The sequence below is a fragment of the Erythrobacter sp. GH1-10 genome (assembly GCF_045363165.1).
Lineage (GTDB): Bacteria > Pseudomonadota > Alphaproteobacteria > Sphingomonadales > Sphingomonadaceae > Erythrobacter.
The window spans coordinates 1,477,548-1,495,209 of the sequence record NZ_JBJFLP010000001.1; the positions used below are offsets into that span (position 1 = coordinate 1,477,548).

Consider the following 17,662-nt stretch of genomic DNA (forward strand, 5'->3'; position numbering starts at 1 on the left):
GGCTCAGATGCCGGCGTACCATTGGTAATTGCCGAAATCCTCCCAGAAGCCCCCTTTGCCATCGCCGATGCCATTAAGGCTTGCGACCGCTTCGATCGCAGTCAGGTATTTGGCGTGCTTGTAGCCCAGCTGCCGCTCGATCCGCATGCGCAGCGGCGCGCCATTCTTTTCAGGAATCGGCTCGCCGTTGAGCAGATGCGCGACGATGGTTTGCGGGTGGTAGGCATCGACCATGTCGACGCTCTCGTAATAGTCGCGCCCGTAAAGCGTGTCGGCACAGCGGAAGACGATGAAGTTGGCCTCGGGCTTCACTTGTGCGCGGTCGAGCAGCGCCGACAGTTGAGGCCCGGTCCACTCGCCGATCGCGCTCCACCCCTCGACGCAATCATGGCGTGTGATCTGGGCGCGCTGGGGGAGGGCACGCAAATCGTCCATGGACAGGCTGAAGGGCGTTTCGACCAGTCCGCCCACGGCAAGGCGCCAGTTGGCAAATCCGTTGGCGAGTTCGGCGCGATATTCGGGCGTGTCGACTGTCAGCGAGCCGTTGCCCTTGAAAGTCGGCGACCGGTCTTCGGGCGCGTATTCCGGAGCCAGTTTCTGTCGACCCGCCAAAGCGCGGTGCGCGGCGCGGTGCCAGTCTTCCGCCGCATCGAAAAGGCTTTGCCCGGTATCGCTACTAGCGATCTTGGAGCAAGCGCCCGCTCCCAGCGCGGCAATTCCGGCCAGCAGGCTGCGTCGTTTGATGTCAGCCAAGGGATGTCTCCTCGTTGCGACCACCGGTAATCATCTCGCGAATCTGCTTCACCGGGTTGGACAGCAGCACCATCACGATATGGACCACGAAGAAGGCGAACAGCGCCCAGGCGAAGATGAAATGCAGGCTGCGCGCCGATTGCCTGCCGCCGAGGATGTCGACCAGCCATGGTGCGGCCGGTTCGATCCCGGGACTAATGGCAAGACCTGTGAAGACCATCATCGGCAGCATTACGCCGAAAACGACGCCATAGCTGATCTTCTGCAGAGTGTTGTACTTGGAGTGCTGTCGGTCGAATTTGCCCTGGAGGTGCGCGAACACCTCCTTGACGAGTTCGGTGATCTTCCACTCCTTCGGCGAAGTCATGAGATCGCGGCGGAAATGGCCGTTCACCAACATGGCGATCCATCCGAACAGCAACGCCGCCGCGAACACCCATGCCGCCAGCGTGTGGTAATCGCGGGCGGCGGCGAGATCATATCCGAAGGGTAGGGTCGACCACGCCGGAAAGCGGATGACGCTGGTCCACGCATCCGCCGGGTCGAAGCCATAATCTCCCCAGTAAAGATACCTGTGCGCGTTGGAGATGTTGAGGCCCGACATGAACAGCACGATCAGCGCCGCCGCGTTGATCCAGTGCCACAGGCGGGTGCTGAGCCGGTGGCGCTTCATGCCGAGGCCTTCCGAGCGTTCATCCTTTCGCGCGCCAGCCAGATGACATCGCGATCCTGATCGAGCAGATGCTGTCCGCTATCGATGAACAGGGTCTCGCCGCTCCGCAGATGACCTTGCGCAAGGAACAGCGCGGCATCGACGATTTCGCCGGCGTCGGTCTTGCGCTTCAACAGGTTGAGCCGGTGCGAGACCTCGGTCTCTTCTTCGCTCTGGTCATGGCTCGCTAGGATCGCTCCCGGAGCGATCCCGTACACCCGATCCCGGACGTTCTCTGCGCCCTTGGCAAGCATCCCGATGGTCGCAGCCAGTGCATGCTTCGACATCGTGTAACTGAAGAAATCGGGGTTGGGGTTGGCGATCTTCATGTCGGTGATCTGGATGACGCAACGGATGCCCTCGCTCGCTGCACGGGCAAGGTACGCTTGCGAAATGCGCGCGGGGGCAAGAGCGTTGACCTGCATCGCTTCCCGGTTCGTGGCCGGATCGAGATCGGTTGCCCCATCGTAGTGAAAAACCGAAGCCGAATTGATCAGGCAACGCCAGTCGGGGAGTCGCCGAGCCAGATCGGCGATCATCGCCACTGCGGAGTCATCGTCGTGAAGATCGCACCGCACTGTTTCGGAGGATGGCAGGCTCGCGGCCAGCTCGTCGGCAGGGCTCGCGGAGGAGTTGTAGTGGATCACTACATGCCATCCGGCGGCGGCAAAGCCACGCGCGATTTCCGCGCCGATCCGGGTCGCGCCACCGGTTATGAGTACAGCGGGCTGGGTCATTACCTATCGGCCTATCAGTGCGCGCGACCTCGTTCAATCGAAGGCGCAAACGAAACGGCGCTGCCGGCCTCTATGGCCGACAGCGCCGTTTCGATTCTACAGGATCGGGATCAGCGGCAGCGAAGATTGCCGCGATCGATTTCGCGACCGATCACACCGCCGATTGCGGCACCCAGAAGTGCGCCCAACGTCTTGTCGCCGCGCCCGGCAAGCTCGTGGCCCGCCAAGGCACCGACACCGGCCCCGATCACCAGACCGGTCGTGCCGTTATCGCGCTTGCAGTAATATTTCCCGTCGCGCCCGCGCCAAACATAGCTGCTCCGCGTGATGCGGCGCGGTTCGAGGTAATAACCACGATCGTCGTAAATGCGCTTGCCCTTCGCGCGGCGGCCATGGGCAGGGGCGTGCGCCGGCGGATCCATGGTTAGCGCCACGCTGGCCGGTGCCAAAGCATCGGTGAGTGCGGGCGCGACAAAATCGTCGGCGGGCTGAGCGGGACCGGCAAGCGATCCGAATGCAGCGACCGAGATTAGGGCGGCTTGAAGTGTCATTGGTTCCACCTTTCCATCAATTCGTGATGCGAGACTGGTTCATAAAATGCGAACGTCGGATTAACAGCGTGTCGCTTACCTTGGATTGCCGACGGCCCGACCCCGAAGTGCGATGAGCCGAACGATTACCCCAATCTGGCCGCCGCCTTCGCTCGCGCCTTCGGCGCAAGCCGGTGCAGAGACTGCAAATCCTCGAGTTCCTCGTAGGTCGCATCCTTGCCGAACAGAGCCGCAAATGTCCGCGCGACGCTCCAGTCTTCGTGCGCCCGCTCGACCAACTCAAGGCTGTCGCCCGCCTCGGTTTCTCCGATTTCCAGCACTCGGAAATACCAACCGCTGCGGCCAGTCTTGATAATGGTGGCTACCATGCCAGTGGCTTCGGTCATCGAGCCGAAGCGGTGTTCGATCTTCCAACAGGGCTGGCGTGGTTGGCTGACTTCGAGCAGCGCAGACCCGAGCCGGAAACGGTCGCCGATATAAACGTCGCGCTCCGAAATCCCACGCACGGCAAGGTTTGATCCGAAAGCTCCCGGCTGGTCGAGCAATTCGATATTGCCGAGTCGTTCACGCCAGAATGCGTGGTGATCGAGCGGGTAGAGGTGCACCGCCATTTCCGGACCGCCATGGACCCGCCGGTCGGCCTGTTCATCGGGCGCGAAGCCGTCCTCGAGAATCTGCACCATGCCCTCTCGCGGATATTTGGCGATCGCGCTGGTCTCGACCCCGTTGAAGGGCCGCGCGGTGCCGGTGCAGATCGCCTCGACAATATGGTTCATGGCTTCTCGACGGTCACAGCGATCCAGTCACGCTGCGTTCCGTCGCTGCCTTTTCCTGCAAAGATGTGTTTTTCGACGAGTTCGAACCCGGCTTCTCGATATGTCTGTAAAACCCATTCGGCATCGGGGAAATTGTGGAGGCGACCCAGCAGGTCGCGGCCTTCGCCATCGCCGAGCTTGTAGCTGGCATAGTGAAAGCCGCCGGGGCGCAGCGCACGGTGGATACGCCCGAGAATGTCGGGCAATTCGGCACGAGGACAGTGCAGCAGGCAGGCATGCGCCCAAACCGCATCATACTTGCCGGTCGCATCGATTTCATCGAAGCGCATCAGGCGAGCGCCGATATCGTGCCGCTCATTTGCCTTGGCGACCATGGCGGGAATGCCGTCGGTAGCATCGAGATCGAAGCCCCTCTCGGCGATCCGGGCAGCATCGCGCCCACCGCCGCAGCCGAGTTCGAGAACGCGGGCCCCGGCCCGAAGTCGATCGAGGAAGCCGTCGAGATCGCGGCTGTGCGAGATTGCGCTGCTCAACGAATAATGCGGAGCCTGCGATTGATAGAATTCGTACGTGGCCGGGTCGATGCTCACGCGTTCGCTTCGGCCGCCGCAGCGGCCTCGCGGTCGCGTTCGGCGCGGCTCTTCTTCTGCGCTGCCGTCTTCAGCTGCCCGCACGCGGCATCGATGTCGCGCCCGCGCGGGGTACGAACCGGCGCGCTGATCCCGCCCTCGAACACGATGTCGGAGAAGCGTTTGATTCGCTCGGGATCGGAGCATTCATACTCGGCGCCGGGCCAGGGGTTGAACGGGATGAGGTTGACCTTGGCAGGCAGGTCGAATTTCTTGAGCAGCCGCACCAGCTCGCGCGCATCCTCGTCGCTATCGTTCTTGTCCTTGAGCATCACGTATTCGAAGGTGATGCGCCGGGCGTTCGAGGCGCCGGGATAATCGGCGCAGGCCTGGAGGAGTTCTTCGAGCCCGTATTTGCGGTTGAGCGGCACGATCTCGTCGCGCACGTCCTTGTTCACTGCGTGGAGCGACACCGCGAGGTTGACCCCGATTTCCTGCCCGCAACGCTCCATCATCGGCACGACACCGCTGGTCGAGAGCGTGATGCGGCGCTTGGACAGGGCGAGTCCGTCGCCGTCCATCACAAGGTGCATGGCATCGCGGACGTGATCGAAATTGTAGAGCGGTTCGCCCATGCCCATCAGCACGATATTGGTGAGCAGGCGGCCGTCGGCGGTGTAGTGACCGCGATCCGCATCTTCACCCAGCCCGTCCATCCGGCCCTTGGGCCATTCACCCAGCGCATCGCGCGCGAGCATGACCTGCCCGACGATTTCGCCTGGCGTGAGGTTGCGCACCAGCCGCATCGTGCCGGTGTGGCAGAAGGTGCAATTCAAAGTGCAGCCGACCTGGCTCGAGATGCACAAAGTCCCGCGATCGGCGTCGGGGATGAACACCATCTCGAAATCGTGCCCGTCGGCGGTCTTGAGCAGCCACTTGCGGGTTCCATCGGTCGAATGCTGGGCCTCGACCACGTCGGGGCGACCGATGACGAAACGTTCGTCGAGCCACGGACGCATCGTCTTGGCGATATCGGTCATCGCTTCGAAATCGGTGACACCGCGATGATACAGCCAGTGGAATACCTGCTTGGCACGCAGTTTCGCCTGCTTTGTGTCGAGGCCCGCGTCGGCGAACAGCTCTCGAATGCGCGACTTCGGCAGGCCGATCAGGTCGATACGGCCATCGGCGCGCGGCGTGATGTCACGCGCGACGGGAACCGGGTCCACCTGCCCGGGGATACTCATGAGGGTCGTATCTGCCATGATTGGGCGCGCATATAGTGCGGTGCGCGCGGTTTGACCAGTCGGCTAGAGTTCTGCGCATCCGACGACCGCGGCGTCCATCGCGGTTGCCACTCCGGCGAGGTCGTACCGGTCCGAGGTGCCGCGCAAGCTGATCCGCATCGTTTCCGCCGAGCGCAGCGCGGCTACGATCGCCGCATCGACGCGGCGGTCCTTCGCCCAGGCATCGCGGCCCCGTGCCGTCAATTCGAAATTCTTGGTCCCGATCCTCAGTCGTACCGTGCCGCCATTCCCAACCGCCCGAGAAAGGCGGAAATGGACCTGATTGCGGATGCCTTGGCGCGGCCAGGTCGCCACGCTGGCAAATGCCGAATTGGCGTTGCGCCCGCGCGGTTTCGCGATCGCATAACAGCGCGGGGTCTCCGCATCGCGAAACGCGGCCCAGTTCGAATAGACGCCCAGACTGTCCTTCGCCGCGAGCGGCGCGGCGAGCAGCCCGAACAGCGCAAAGGTGGCAATTCTAATCATATCTGATCGCCATCACTTCCCATTCTTTCGCGCCGCCGGGAAGTCTCACGGTTCTCCAATCCCCGACCGATGCACCCTTTAACGCCTTCGCCATGGGAGAATTCCATCCGATCCTCCCGGATCCCGCGTCCTGCTCGTCATCGCCGACCAGCGTCACGAACTTTCTTTCGTCGTCCTCGTCGGCAAGCTCGACTGTGGCGCCGAAGAACGCGCGGTCCTTGTCCGGCTGATTGGCGGGATCGACGACCCTCAATGCCTTCATCCGGCGCGCTAGGTAGCCCAGCTCGCGGTCGATCTCGCGCATGCGCTTGCGGCCATAGAGGTAGTCGCCGTTTTCCGAGCGATCGCCATTGCCCGCCGCCCAGCTGACGATTTCGACGACCTCGGGGCGTTCCTTGCCCAGCAGATGGTCGTAGCGCGCCTTGAGCGCGGCCATGCCCTGCGGGGTGATAGGAGGTCCGGGTTTGCTCGCCATCGGGCGGCTTATGGCATGAAACGGTCGATCGTGCGCGGGATCCCGGCCTTTTCCGGGTACATGTGCGAATAGCTCACCGCGTTTCCGAGCACGCGCATGATGTAATATCGGGTCTCGAAATTGGCCGGGATCTTCTCGACCCAGGTTACCCAATCGATCTCGCCCTTGCGCGGATCACCGTTCATGCGGAGCCACTGGTTCACGCGCCCCGGTCCGGCGTTATATGCACCGACGGCTAGCGGATAGGCGCCCCCGTAATAATCCATCATCCGTGCGAAATAGGCATCGCCGAGACGGATGTTGTAGTCGGGATCCTCGAACAGGCTGGCGGACATGTATTGCACGCCGAGCTTGCCCGCCTGCTCGCGGGCGGTGCCCGGCATCAGCTGCATCACCCCGCGTGCGCCAGCGTGGCTCTGGCGGTACTGATCGAATTCGCTTTCCTGTCGGCTGATCGCGTGGACCATGGTCCAGTCGTTGACGACCGGGACATCGACGGTCGGGAAGCCGACCCGTTCGAAGCCCTCGAGGCCATTAACACCGGCTTCCATGCCGACCACGACAGCCATTTCCTCAAGACCTGTCGTTCTCGCGAGTTCATTCACAAGGTACAGCTCTTCAGGGGTCTTGGCGCTTTCGCCGATCGCTTCGAAAAAGCGCCGTTCGGTGCGCCAGTCGCGGCGATTCTGCGCCATATACCGGATTGCCTGGACCAGCGGGCGAGCCTCGAACTCGGCGCGTGTTGCGGCATCGATTTCAAGCGCGGGAAGATCGGCGAATTCGGGCATGGTCTTGCCCATCGCTCCAAGCGCGAGCTGGCCGTAATAGTAATGCGGGTACTGCGCCGCCATCTGGAAATAGGTCCGGGCCTGGTCTTCCATCCCGGCCTGACGCGCGGCGCGACCGGCCCAGTAGAATCCCTTGGCCCGGGTGAGCGGCGTTTGTGCAGCGTTGCCATAGCGTTCGAACAGGGGGGCAGCAGTCTTCCCATCGCGCAGGCGCCACAGGGCATTGGTTCCCCCCATCCACATCAGATCGGTGTAGCGGTCCCTGAGGCGGAAGGAGCCTTGCGAGATATCCTGACCGGGTTCGAACAGGTCGTCGATCCGTGTGGCGATGCGGACTGTGTCGGAAGCGCTTGCGGCTTTCGCCACGGCAAGCATGTCGCCGAGCATTGCTTCGGCATCGAAGGCCGGGGCATGGGCATCCGGCCGTGTGGCCAGCAACTGGATCGCCTGCGCCGTTTGACCCTTTGCGCGATAGTGGTTGACCAGATTGAAGATATAGCCAGCGTCATGCATCGCGCTCGGCGGAATGGTCAGCCCCGCTTCCATCGGCGTCGTTCCGCGCAGCAACGCAAGGCGCGCCATGGCAAGCGGACGATCTTTCTCGGCAAGGTTGATGATCTGGCGCGAGGCAGCTTCGGCTTCGCCCTGCCACAGCAGGGCGTCTATCCGCGCTGCATGGTCTTCAGCGGTAAAGGAGCTGCCGAACAACCCGAGAATGTAGGCTTCGGCCGGGTCGCTCATCTGCCCGCCGCGCCAAGCCGCGCGCGCCATTTCTTCCGCCCCATCCCGCCGCGCGGCAGCCAGCGACAGCGCGTAAAGCGCGCGTCCCCGATTTGTGAGCGGCGGGTGCGCGTCGAAGAACCGCAGCACCTCGGCTTGCGAGGGCGTTTCGTCGTCGAGCGTGGCTTCGGCACGAAGCTGCAGGACCCGGGTGCGCGGGAATTCGGGGTAGCGCAACACAAACCCGGCGTAATCGGAAAACGCAAACTGGCGCTTGTTGTCATGCAGGCCTTCCCACAGCGAAAGCGTTGCCGCCATTGCACCGGGTTGTTGCGCGACGAGGCTTGTTCCACGCGACCGATCGCCGGATTGCGCCGAAACCGGCGGCACCAACGTCGCAATGCCGGTTGTGGCAAGAGCTGCCAGAATCATCGGGGAAGAAAGCAATTTGCAGGCCATGCTGGACATCGTGCCGATCGGCTCCTTATCAGGCGCTTAACGGGGCTGCTCGATAACGAGAAATCACCCCGGTTTGTTATATAGTTGATGGATGGTGGAATAAAGCAATGTTCAGCGGTTCGATACCCGCTCTGGCGACTCCTTTTCGCGACGGATCGTTCGACGAATCCGCGTTTCGCAAACTCGTCGACTGGCAGATAGAGCAAGGCAGCGCGGCTTTGGTTCCCTGCGGGACCACCGGAGAAGCCTCGACCCTGTCGAATGCCGAGCACCACCGGGTGATCGAGGTCTGCATCGAGCAGGCAGCCGGACGGGTTCCGGTAATTGCCGGATGCGGCTCGAATGACACGATGAACGCGGTTTTGCACATGACCTTCGCCAAGAAGGCCGGCGCCGCGGCGGGCCTGTGCGTTGCACCCTATTACAACCGCCCGAGCCAGGCGGGCCTGATCGCGCATTTCAGCTACCTTGCCGAGAACACCGAACTGCCGATCGTGCTTTACAACGTGCCGAGCCGCACTGTGACCGATATCGAGGACGAGACCGTCGTCGAATTGGTCAAGAAGTACCCTGACAGGATCGTGGCGATCAAGGATGCGAGCGGAGATCTGTCGCGTGTGGCCGATCACCGGATGGGCATCGGGCGCGAATTCTGCCAGCTTTCGGGCAATGACGAGCTTTGGTTGCCGCACGCGGCAGCCGGGGGCAGGGGGGCGATCTCGGTGACCGCCAACGTCGCCCCGGCGCTGTGCGCAGAATTCCATGAAGCGATCGCCGCCAACGACCTCAAGAAGGCGCGCGAGCTCAACGACCGGTTGTTCCCGCTTCATTACGCCATGTTCTCCGATGCGAGCCCCGCGCCGGTGAAATATGCGCTCAGCCGGGTCCACGACTGGTTCGAGCCCGATGTCCGGCTCCCGCTCGTCAACGCCAGCGAAGCCTCGCGGAACGCGGTGGACGAAGCGCTGGTGCATGCGGGGATTCTGGAAGGTTAGATCACCTCGTCTTCATCGAGCAGCGCCTCGGCAAAGCCTTCGGGTTCACTCGCGAGGATCGCTTCGGTGATGCCCTCGATCCGCCTGCCGACGCGCTCCGGGTGCGCGACGCTGGCGATGTGGAACAACGCATCGCCTTGGTGCACCACGGGCAGAGTCGCGTGGCCGATCACGATGCCGTCGATGGGCGAGTAAACGCCTTCGGGGTCCTCGCCGAACAGCCCGGCGACGGTCGCGAGCAAGTCGCCCTTGTGCACCGGATCGCCCGAGGTCTTCGCCAAATGCGCGACTCCGCCGCGCGCCGAGCGCACCCATTGCGTCTTGTTCGAACGAGCAGGGATGCCGACGTCGGAAAGACCATCGTCAGCTTCGATCATTCCGAGATGTGCGAGCACGCGTTGGACCCCCGCCGTTCCGGTTTCGATCGAGAGATCATCGAAACGGAGCGCTTCTCCCGCTTCCAGCAGCAGCATATCCACGCCTTCCTGCTTGGCGAGTTCACGCAGCGAGCCGTCGCGCAAGGGAGCTTCGATGATGACCGGTGCGCCGAAAGCCATGGCAAGTTCGACCAGCTGCTTGTTTCCGGCGTCGATCCGCACCTGGGGGAGGTTGTAGCGGTGCACAGCAGCGGAATGAATGTCGATCCCGAGAGTGGCGCGCTGGACCACCTCGCTGAAGAACACATGCGCCAACTGCCCGGCCAAAGAGCCCGTTGCGTGGCCGGGGAACGAACGATTGAGATCGCGCCGGTCGGGCAGGTACCGGGTGTGGCTGATGAAGCCGAAGATATTGCTGACAGGGATCAGCATGACAGTGCCCGCCAGTTCCGCCGGGTCGATTTCGCGCGCGAGCCGCTGGATAATCGCAGTGCCGATAATCTCATCGCCGTGGATCGCACCGCTCACGAAGATCGCTGGCCCCGGTTTCGCGCCATGCAACACGCGCACCGCCAGATGCGAGTCGTATCCGGTCGCCATGGTCGTGACCGGGATCGAGACGTCCATCGCCGTTCCCGGTTCGACCTGTCGATCGGATATGCTGAAAGGCGTGGCTTGCGGCTCGTGCATCTGTAGGTCTCCTGACGGCCGGTTTAGGCGAGCGAGCGCCCAAGGGCCAGACATCCGCCTTTGCTTATTTGCCAACAGCGCCTATCTCGCGCGCACCATGGCCAAGCCCAAACCCAAAGAGTTCGACAAGCAAAAGGTCGTCGCGGAGAACCGCCGCGCCCGGTTCGATTACCATATCGAGGAGAAGTTCGAGGCGGGGATCGCGCTGCAGGGCACCGAAGTGAAGGCCCTTCGTGCAGGCGAGGCGAGTATCGCCGAAAGCTATGCCGAGGTTAAGGACGGCGAAGTGTGGCTGATCAATTCGAACATCCCCGAATACAGCCACGGCAACCGGCTCAACCACGAGCCGCGACGCCCGCGCAAACTGCTTCTGAACGCGCGCGAGATCAACAAGCTGTTCGGCGCCGTCGAGCGCAAGGGCATGACGCTGGTGCCGCTTTCGATCTATTTCAACGGACAGGGGCGAGCCAAGGTCGAACTGGCACTCGCAAAAGGCAAACAGGCGCATGACAAACGCGCAACGATCAAGGAGCGCGACTGGAAGCGCGACAAGGCGCGGCTGATGCGCGAACGCGGCTGAGACGACTGACGATTTCCAAAGTCCCGATTCAGCCTCTGGTCACGAGACCAAAGCTACCCATATCGATTGTGATGCAACACTGGCCGAATTCCGACGACAACCGCTTGCTCTTCTGCGTCCGAAGGAGCAGGGCCGGGGCGACGCCATGACGAAGAAGCGCGCCAGGATTTCGAACAAGAACACTTGGGCTGCGGACACGATCCGCAAATACATGCCCACGCGCGATGAGATGGCGCGCAACAAATACCTCGCCCCGATCGCTCACCGTTTCCTGTCCCCCGAATTGTGGCGTTTCACGCGCCGGTCGGTGCCGCGCGGTGTCGCGCTGGGACTATTCTCGGCATTCATCATTCCAGTCGGGCAGATCTTCCTCGCGGCGTTTCTGGCGCTCCCGTCGCGCGCCAATGTCCCGCTTGCAACTCTGGTAACCTTCGTCACGAATCCATTCACGATCGCTTTTTGGGCCGTGCTGGCCAATCGCGTCGGGAGCTTCACATTGCAGATCGATGCGGCCACCTCCGGGATCGCAAACGAGCAGCTCGAAAGCGGTGCGTGGCAGGGGGTCATCGATGTCTTCGAAGTCGCCGGCGTGACCGTGGTCGGCTTTGGAGTCCTTGCCGTCCTGTCAGCCTCGATCGGCTACCTCATCGCGAGCGCGGCCTGGCGCATCATCATTGCGCGTCGCCGGGCAAAACGGCTGAAAAAGATGGAGGCCCGCCTCGACCAGCGTCTGAAGGCAAACTAGGGTCGCATATCATTGGAAATCCCTCGGCGCGGTTTGTACGCCATGCAGGGAAAGCGGGACCGGCACGGCTTGAGCGGACTGGACGAAATTTCGGACATCAAAGGCAGCGATCGGGCGGGGAGGCTTTCCGATAACGCTCCCGCAATGCTGGGTGCGCTCACATTGGCTTTGCTGGTCAGCGCGCTCGTGCTTTTTGCGGTCACGTCCGACTTGGTGCTGGTGCTGGCATACGTGCTGGGACTGGGCGTCCTTCTCGCTGGAATTTTTGCCTTCGACCGCTTGAGGTCCGTACCCGATGATGTCGGCATTGCCGCACCGGACTGGTCGGTCACGGTCGCCGCCATAGAAAGCCCGGGCGGGACGGGCGGTGAGCCGGTGGCGATCACCGACCGTGCCAACCGGATGGTGTGCGCCAACTCCGCCTTCATCGAGGCTTTCGGTGTCGGCAGCGCACCACCCTCGCTACCGCTCGAACGCCCTGAGCTCGCAGCGATGACGCGCCTTGCCCGGGAGGCATGGCGTGACGGTAGCGGTGCGCTCGATGAGCTTGGAACCATGTCGTCTACCGAGAGCTGGAGCGTCCACGTCACCCGTGCCGGGCGCGGCGACGACCATCTCATCTGGCGCTTTCGGAGGATTATCGCCGAGGCTGCGGACAGCCTAGACGATCTCGACCTCGCCGGACCGTTTGGCCGCATGCTCAGCCGCGCGGGAATCGAGACCGCCATCACGACGGCCGGCGGCGTGGTTCGGTCGGTCAGCTCGGGCTTTGCCGAGCGTGCTGCCGGCGATGCTTCGGCAACTCTCGCCGGGCAGGACTTCGTGTCCTTCCTGCGCTCGGACGATCGCGATCGCATCTATTTCGCGCGTGAGGGGCGCGGCGGGACACCGCAGACGCTGGTGGATGTCCCTCTCCAAGACCCGCTGGTTGCGCGCAATGCCGCACCCGACACAAACGCGACTCTGATGCTGCTGATCGACAGCGGGGTCGGGATCGGCAGTGGCTGGGAAGGATCCTCGCAAGCAGGTGTTGCGCAGCTCGAAGCACTGCTTGCCCAGCTTCCGCTGGGGTTGGCCATGACCGATCGCGACGGACGCTTCCTGTTCGGCAACGAGGCATTCCTGCGCTCGATCGAACGCGAGGGTCGGGGTCTGCCCGCCTTCCCGACCGATCTCGTGGTGCGCGAGGACAAGGCTGCGCTTTCCGATGCGGTTCGGCGTCATGGGCGCGGCCCTGCAACCAGCGGCGACATACCGGTAAGACTGATCGCGCAACCCGATGAACCCGTTTCGCTCGGGCTTGCCGGAGTACGCGGACTGGGCGAAGCGGCAGTGCTGCTGAGCCTCGCCGATTCCTCCGAAGAAACACAGCTCAAGCGGCAGGTCGCGCAAGCCACCAAGATGCAGGCGGTGGGCCAGCTTGCCGGTGGCGTCGCGCACGATTTCAACAATGTGCTGACCGCGATCATCGGAACCTGCGACCTGATGCTGCTCCGCCACACGCCCGGTGACAGCGATTACGATGATATCCAGCAGATCCGCGCCAATTCCAACCGTGCGGCTTCGCTGACCCGCCAATTGCTCGCCTTTTCGCGCCAGCAAACCCTGCGCCCGGAAATCCTCCAATTACCCGATGTGGTCAGCGAGGTCAGCCCGCTCATCAAGCGACTGCTTGGCGAGAAGATAACCTATTTCGTCCAGCACGACCGCAATCTGGGGGCGGTGCGAGCCGACCCGCAGCAGCTCGAGCAGGTCATCATGAATCTCGCGGTGAACGCACGCGATGCGATCCAGTCCAACGGCAGCGGCGAGGGGCGGATATCGCTGCTAACCCGCAGCCTGCAGGCGAAAGAGGTGGTGAAGCTCGGCTCGGAAATCCTGCCTGCGGCCGATTACACCGTGCTCATTGTGCAGGATACCGGCGGCGGGATTCCGCAACACGTCCTGCCCAAGCTCTTCGAGCCGTTCTTCACGACCAAGGAGCAAGGCAAGGGTACCGGGCTCGGTCTCTCGACCGCTTACGGTATCGTCAAGCAATCGGGTGGTTTCATCTTTGCCGACAATGCAAGAGACCCGAACGGGAAGGAGATCGGGGCCCGCTTCACGATCTACTTCCCGGTCCATCGCGGCGAAGCACCCAAACGGCGGGAGGCGCCCGAGCCGGTCTCGTCCGACTGGTCGGTCGGCGGGAAGATCCTGCTGGTCGAGGATGAGGACATGGTGCGCGCGGTCGCCGAACGCGCCCTCTCGCGCGCAGGCTATGAAGTGACGGCTTGCCCCGGAGGCGAAGAAGGTCTCGAGGCGATCACCAATGGCGGCGAATTCGATCTGGTGGTCAGCGACGTCGTGATGCCGGGGATGGATGGGCCTGCCATGGTGAGAGCGATCCGCAAACTCCGCCCTGATATGCCGGTGCTGTTCATGTCGGGCTACGCCGAGGAACAGCTGCGCAAGGATATCGACATCCCCGATATGCACTTCATCGCCAAGCCGTTCAGCGTGCAGGCGATCAGCGACAAGGTCGGCGGCGTGATGCGCTCGGCCAAAGCCGCCCAGGATCCGGTTTGAGCGCCATTCGGCCCTATGTGAACTTGAGACCCCAACTTCGTTCATCGCCGATATTGCATCGCACGCTAAGCTGTGCAGGGTGAGAGTGTAGGGGAGGGTAGATCGATGAAATCCGAAACAATATTCCGCAGCTTCAAGATTGCTGCCTTAAGCGCCACGGCGCTCGTTTCCGCCAGCGTTTCGTCGCAAAGCGTTCCCGATCCGGACGAGACTGCGCAGGGCGATGTCTCGGTCACGATCTACAACAGCAATCTGGCGCTGATACAGGACGTACGGCAGCTCGATATCCGCCAGGGGCGCAGCCGGGTCGAGTTTCCCGACGTTTCGGCAAGCATCCGACCGCAGACGCTCAGCTTCTATGCGCCCGGCACCACGATCATAGAACAGAATTTCGATTACGACCTCCTCACCCCGACCAAGTTGATGGAAAAGGCCATCGGTCAAACCGTGACACTGCTGCGGACCAATCCGGCGACCGGATTCGAAACCCGCGAGCGCGCCAAGGTGCTCTCGACCGCCGGGGGTGTGGTGATCCAGATCGGCGACCGCATTGAAGTGCTGCGTGATGACGGGCTGCCGGTACGCGTGATCTTCGATCGCGTTCCGCCCAACCTTCGCGCCCGTCCGACGCTGTCGGTCAATGTCGATAGCAGCCGTGCCGGGTCGCGCCCGGTTTCGCTGCGCTATCTCTCCAGCGGTCTCGGTTGGTCGTCCGATTATGTCGCACTCTACAACGAAGAGGGCGGCACCATCGACATGCAGGGCTGGGTGACGCTGACCAACAATACGGGCACGACCTTCCACCGCGCCAACACACTGCTGGTTGCGGGCAATCCAAATGGTGGCGGCGCGCGCGGTTTCGGCAGCAGCCGGGGCAGCGTGCGTCCGGGTACCGAAAGCGCCGATCGCGAGCGGCTTGGCGATTTCTATCTCTATCCGATCACCGAGCGTACCACGATCGCGAACGCGCAGACCAAGCAGGTGAGCTTTCTCGATGTGCAAGGCGTCCCCGCGCGGAAGATTTATGAGCGGCAGGTCGGCTGGCTCGCGAATGATAGCGATCCGGTCAACGTAACCAGCGCCATCGCATTCTCCTCATCGCGCGATCAGGGGTTGGGCGACGCGCTTCCCGCCGGGACGGTGCGCTTTTATCAGCGTGACAGCCAGGGAACGCCGCAATTCATCGGCGAAAATCGGATCGGGCACACGCCCATGGGCAGCGAATTGACGCTGGCGACCGGCGATGCCTTCGACATTACGGTTCAGGCCGAGGTCGAAAAGCGCGAGGTCATCACCTCGGACGAATGGGAAAGGACTTCACGTTTCCGCGTAATCGAGGATGGCGAGATCGTGCGCGAATACACCGGCGAGCGGCCGAAAAAATATTACCGCACAGTCATGCGCTATACGCTCACCAATGCGAAAGACGAGGCGATCGAGGTCGATCTCACCCAGTCCGGCCTCAATCGCTACTGGTGGGCCTATGACTATCGCGTCGTCAGCGAGGATATCCCGGGCGAGCAGGTCAACTTCGACCGCCGCAAATGGATAGTGCCTGTTCCCGCCGAAGGCGAGCGCGTGATCCGGGTCACTTTCGACACGCGTTATTGAGCCCGGCGGGAAGGCTGGCCGCCATGCGCCTGTTAGCAACCATTGCCCTGATGTTCGCCGTTGCGATGCCGGCGGGCGCCCAGCAACGCGCGGTGGTGGATGCCTCCGCACCCATCGACCTTTCCGTAACGATCTACCGCGACCCCAATCGCGGCGTGGGTGAGGAGATGGAGGCCGACTGGCCGGAAGGATTCGCGATGATCAGCGAAACCCGCACGGTCACATTGCCGTCAGGCGAATCCACCATTCGCTTCGACGGGGTCGCCGAGGGCATGGTCGCGGTGAGCGCCATCGTGACGGGTCTCCCGGGCGGAACGATCGAGAAAAACCGCAACGCCGAACTCCTGTCGCCTGCGGCACTCGTGAACGGTGCGCTCGGAAACCGGGTCACGATCACCCGTACCAATCCGGCGACCGGCGCGCAGACCTCGGAACGTGCGATCGTCCGGACCCGCGCCGATGGCGGATTGGTACTGCAATCGGGCGAAGGGTTCGAAGCGGTGCGCTGCGCAGGCATTCCCGAACGTCTCTCCTTCGACCGCATTCCGGCGGGGCTTTCTGCCAAACCGGTATTCTCGATCGACACGCGCGATGCGACCGGCGGAACCTATGAAGTCACGCTGACCTATCTCGCATGGGGCTTCGACTGGCAGGCCGATTACGTCGCCACCTTCACCGACAAGGGGAAGGGCGAGTGGTTCGAAATGAACCTGTTGAGCTGGCTTAGCCTGGTCAACGACAACGGCCAGTCGTTCGAGAACGCACAGCTGCTGGTCATTGCAGGGACGCTCAACGTCGAAAGCGATTTCGAAGAGCTCGCCGATCCGCCGACCGCGGCTCCGCTGCGCCTGACCTGCTACCCGCTTGGCAGCACCAAACAGGGATCGCCGGTGCCCAATTACAACCAGGGGCCGCCCCCTCCGCCTCCTGCACCGATGATGGAATCGGCTGCGGCGCAAATGATTACGGTCACAGGATCGCGAATAAGCATGGCGGACATGGTCTCGGAAGTACCGGCAGTGATGGAAGCCGGTGAAGAGCGGCTCGGCGATCTCAAGCTCTATCGCGTACCCGAGCGCGTCACGGTTTCGGCCAAAGGCCTCAAACAGGTGGCCTTCCTGAACCGCCAGGAGGTGAAGGCGCGGCTGCTCTATGCTTCGATGTGCGAGCCCTACAACTGGTTCGATCCCGATGAGGATTTCTACGAGGCCGATATGTTGCTCGCGACCAGGAATGAAGAGGACAAGGGGCTGGGCGTCTCGCTGCCGCAAGGTACGATGACGATCTTCGAGCCGAGCGAATTCGGATCACAGATGGTGGCCGAGACGGATCTTCGCGATTATGCGCGGGGGCAGGAGATCGAACTCGATCTGCCTTCGAGCAGCCAGGTGAATGTCCGCTGCGGCTACGACGACAAAGACTCCGAGCCTGACGAACGGGATCGCAAATGGGAAGATATGCGAGCCGAGGTTCGCAACGCCAATCCGCACCCGATCACCATTCGGTTGCTTCTGGGTCAGGCGATCGACTGGGCTATCCGTTTCCGTCGCGGCAAGACCCGGGTGAAGAACGGCTACACCATCACCGAGGTGAACGTGCCGGCCAATTCAACCCGTGAATTCACCTGGAAAGTGCGCGGCGCGAACGCGGAGTAGGGCCTGTCTCAGGTCCTGTCGGAAAATTTTCGTTCCCCACTTGTTCTGGTAGAACAAATCAGATACACACTCCTCCAACGCAGGGGCGGTCGATAATCCCGGATCGCATCTAGGCAAGCGAAGGAGACC

At 62.6% G+C, this 17,662-nt stretch carries 17 protein-coding genes; 6 read left to right on the plus strand and 11 right to left on the minus strand.

What is annotated here, in order from left to right:
* Nucleotides 1-3 precede the first annotated feature (3 nt).
* The 10 genes from ACI5KX_RS07300 to ACI5KX_RS07345 all read right to left on the minus strand — a co-directional run bounded on the left by ACI5KX_RS07300 (nucleotide 4) and on the right by ACI5KX_RS07345 (nucleotide 8,285).
* The gene (locus ACI5KX_RS07300; protein ID WP_406810012.1) at nucleotides 4-753 is read right to left on the minus strand and encodes a molybdopterin-dependent oxidoreductase; all 750 of its coding nucleotides are present in this window, start codon (nucleotides 751-753) and stop codon (nucleotides 4-6) included.
* The gene (locus ACI5KX_RS07305; protein WP_406810013.1) at nucleotides 746-1,426 is read right to left on the minus strand and encodes a cytochrome b/b6 domain-containing protein; all 681 of its coding nucleotides are present in this window, start codon (nucleotides 1,424-1,426) and stop codon (nucleotides 746-748) included. The genes ACI5KX_RS07300 and ACI5KX_RS07305 overlap by 8 nt, the downstream gene beginning before the upstream one ends.
* Nucleotides 1,423-2,202: an SDR family oxidoreductase gene (locus ACI5KX_RS07310; protein WP_406810014.1), complete on the minus strand. Its 780-nt coding sequence runs from the start codon at nucleotides 2,200-2,202 to the stop codon at nucleotides 1,423-1,425. The genes ACI5KX_RS07305 and ACI5KX_RS07310 overlap by 4 nt, the downstream gene beginning before the upstream one ends.
* 110 nt (nucleotides 2,203-2,312) lie before the next feature.
* Nucleotides 2,313-2,753 carry a glycine zipper 2TM domain-containing protein gene (locus tag ACI5KX_RS07315; protein WP_406810015.1) on the minus strand — a complete coding sequence of 147 codons (441 nt, stop codon included), beginning with the start codon at nucleotides 2,751-2,753 and terminating at the stop codon, nucleotides 2,313-2,315.
* Nucleotides 2,754-2,878: 125 nt separating this feature from the next.
* Complete coding sequence (locus ACI5KX_RS07320) at nucleotides 2,879-3,529, minus strand: MOSC domain-containing protein (RefSeq protein ID WP_406810016.1); 651 nt, start codon at nucleotides 3,527-3,529, stop codon at nucleotides 2,879-2,881.
* A complete protein-coding gene (locus ACI5KX_RS07325) occupies nucleotides 3,526-4,119 on the minus strand; it encodes a class I SAM-dependent methyltransferase (protein ID WP_406810017.1) in 594 nt (197 codons plus the stop codon). The genes ACI5KX_RS07320 and ACI5KX_RS07325 overlap by 4 nt, the downstream gene beginning before the upstream one ends.
* Nucleotides 4,116-5,363, minus strand: coding sequence for a 23S rRNA (adenine(2503)-C(2))-methyltransferase RlmN (rlmN, locus tag ACI5KX_RS07330; RefSeq protein ID WP_406810018.1), 1,248 nt, complete (start codon nucleotides 5,361-5,363; stop codon nucleotides 4,116-4,118). Before rlmN ends, ACI5KX_RS07325 begins: the two co-directional genes overlap by 4 nt.
* A 45-nt stretch (nucleotides 5,364-5,408) precedes the next feature.
* Nucleotides 5,409-5,870 (minus strand): hypothetical protein, encoded by a 462-nt coding sequence (locus ACI5KX_RS07335; protein ID WP_406810019.1) that lies wholly within the window; start codon nucleotides 5,868-5,870, stop codon nucleotides 5,409-5,411.
* On the minus strand, nucleotides 5,863-6,345 hold the full coding sequence (gene greB / locus ACI5KX_RS07340) for a transcription elongation factor GreB (RefSeq protein WP_406810020.1): 483 nt from the start codon (nucleotides 6,343-6,345) through the stop codon (nucleotides 5,863-5,865). The genes ACI5KX_RS07335 and greB overlap by 8 nt, the downstream gene beginning before the upstream one ends.
* 8 nt (nucleotides 6,346-6,353) lie before the next feature.
* The gene (locus tag ACI5KX_RS07345) at nucleotides 6,354-8,285 is read right to left on the minus strand and encodes a transglycosylase SLT domain-containing protein (protein ID WP_406810021.1); all 1,932 of its coding nucleotides are present in this window, start codon (nucleotides 8,283-8,285) and stop codon (nucleotides 6,354-6,356) included.
* 134 nt (nucleotides 8,286-8,419) lie between these two features.
* Here ACI5KX_RS07345 and dapA point away from each other — a divergent pair, with 134 nt between their 5' ends.
* Entirely contained in the window at nucleotides 8,420-9,307 is an 888-nt protein-coding gene (gene dapA / locus ACI5KX_RS07350; RefSeq protein WP_406810022.1) for a 4-hydroxy-tetrahydrodipicolinate synthase, read from the plus strand.
* Here dapA and ACI5KX_RS07355 read toward each other — a convergent pair.
* Complete coding sequence (locus ACI5KX_RS07355; RefSeq protein WP_406810023.1) at nucleotides 9,304-10,374, minus strand: succinylglutamate desuccinylase/aspartoacylase family protein; 1,071 nt, start codon at nucleotides 10,372-10,374, stop codon at nucleotides 9,304-9,306. The two genes, dapA and ACI5KX_RS07355, sit on opposite strands and share 4 nt — an antisense overlap.
* Nucleotides 10,375-10,471: 97 nt before the next feature.
* Here ACI5KX_RS07355 and smpB point away from each other — a divergent pair, with 97 nt between their 5' ends.
* The 5 genes from smpB (at nucleotide 10,472) to ACI5KX_RS07380 (ending at nucleotide 17,533) form a co-directional block, all read left to right on the plus strand.
* The gene (gene smpB, locus ACI5KX_RS07360) at nucleotides 10,472-10,954 is read left to right on the plus strand and encodes an SsrA-binding protein SmpB (protein WP_406810024.1); all 483 of its coding nucleotides are present in this window, start codon (nucleotides 10,472-10,474) and stop codon (nucleotides 10,952-10,954) included.
* 211 nt (nucleotides 10,955-11,165) lie between these two features.
* Complete coding sequence (locus tag ACI5KX_RS07365) at nucleotides 11,166-11,699, plus strand: DUF2062 domain-containing protein (RefSeq protein WP_406811337.1); 534 nt, start codon at nucleotides 11,166-11,168, stop codon at nucleotides 11,697-11,699.
* Between the two features lie 144 nt (nucleotides 11,700-11,843).
* Complete coding sequence (locus tag ACI5KX_RS07370) at nucleotides 11,844-14,267, plus strand: response regulator (RefSeq protein WP_406811338.1); 2,424 nt, start codon at nucleotides 11,844-11,846, stop codon at nucleotides 14,265-14,267.
* A gap of 105 nt (nucleotides 14,268-14,372) precedes the next feature.
* Nucleotides 14,373-15,878, plus strand: a complete 1,506-nt coding sequence (locus tag ACI5KX_RS07375) for a DUF4139 domain-containing protein (protein ID WP_406810025.1) — start codon at nucleotides 14,373-14,375, stop codon at nucleotides 15,876-15,878.
* Nucleotides 15,879-15,901: 23 nt separating this feature from the next.
* A complete protein-coding gene (locus ACI5KX_RS07380; protein WP_406810026.1) occupies nucleotides 15,902-17,533 on the plus strand; it encodes a DUF4139 domain-containing protein in 1,632 nt (543 codons plus the stop codon).
* Nucleotides 17,534-17,662: the final 129 nt, after the last annotated feature.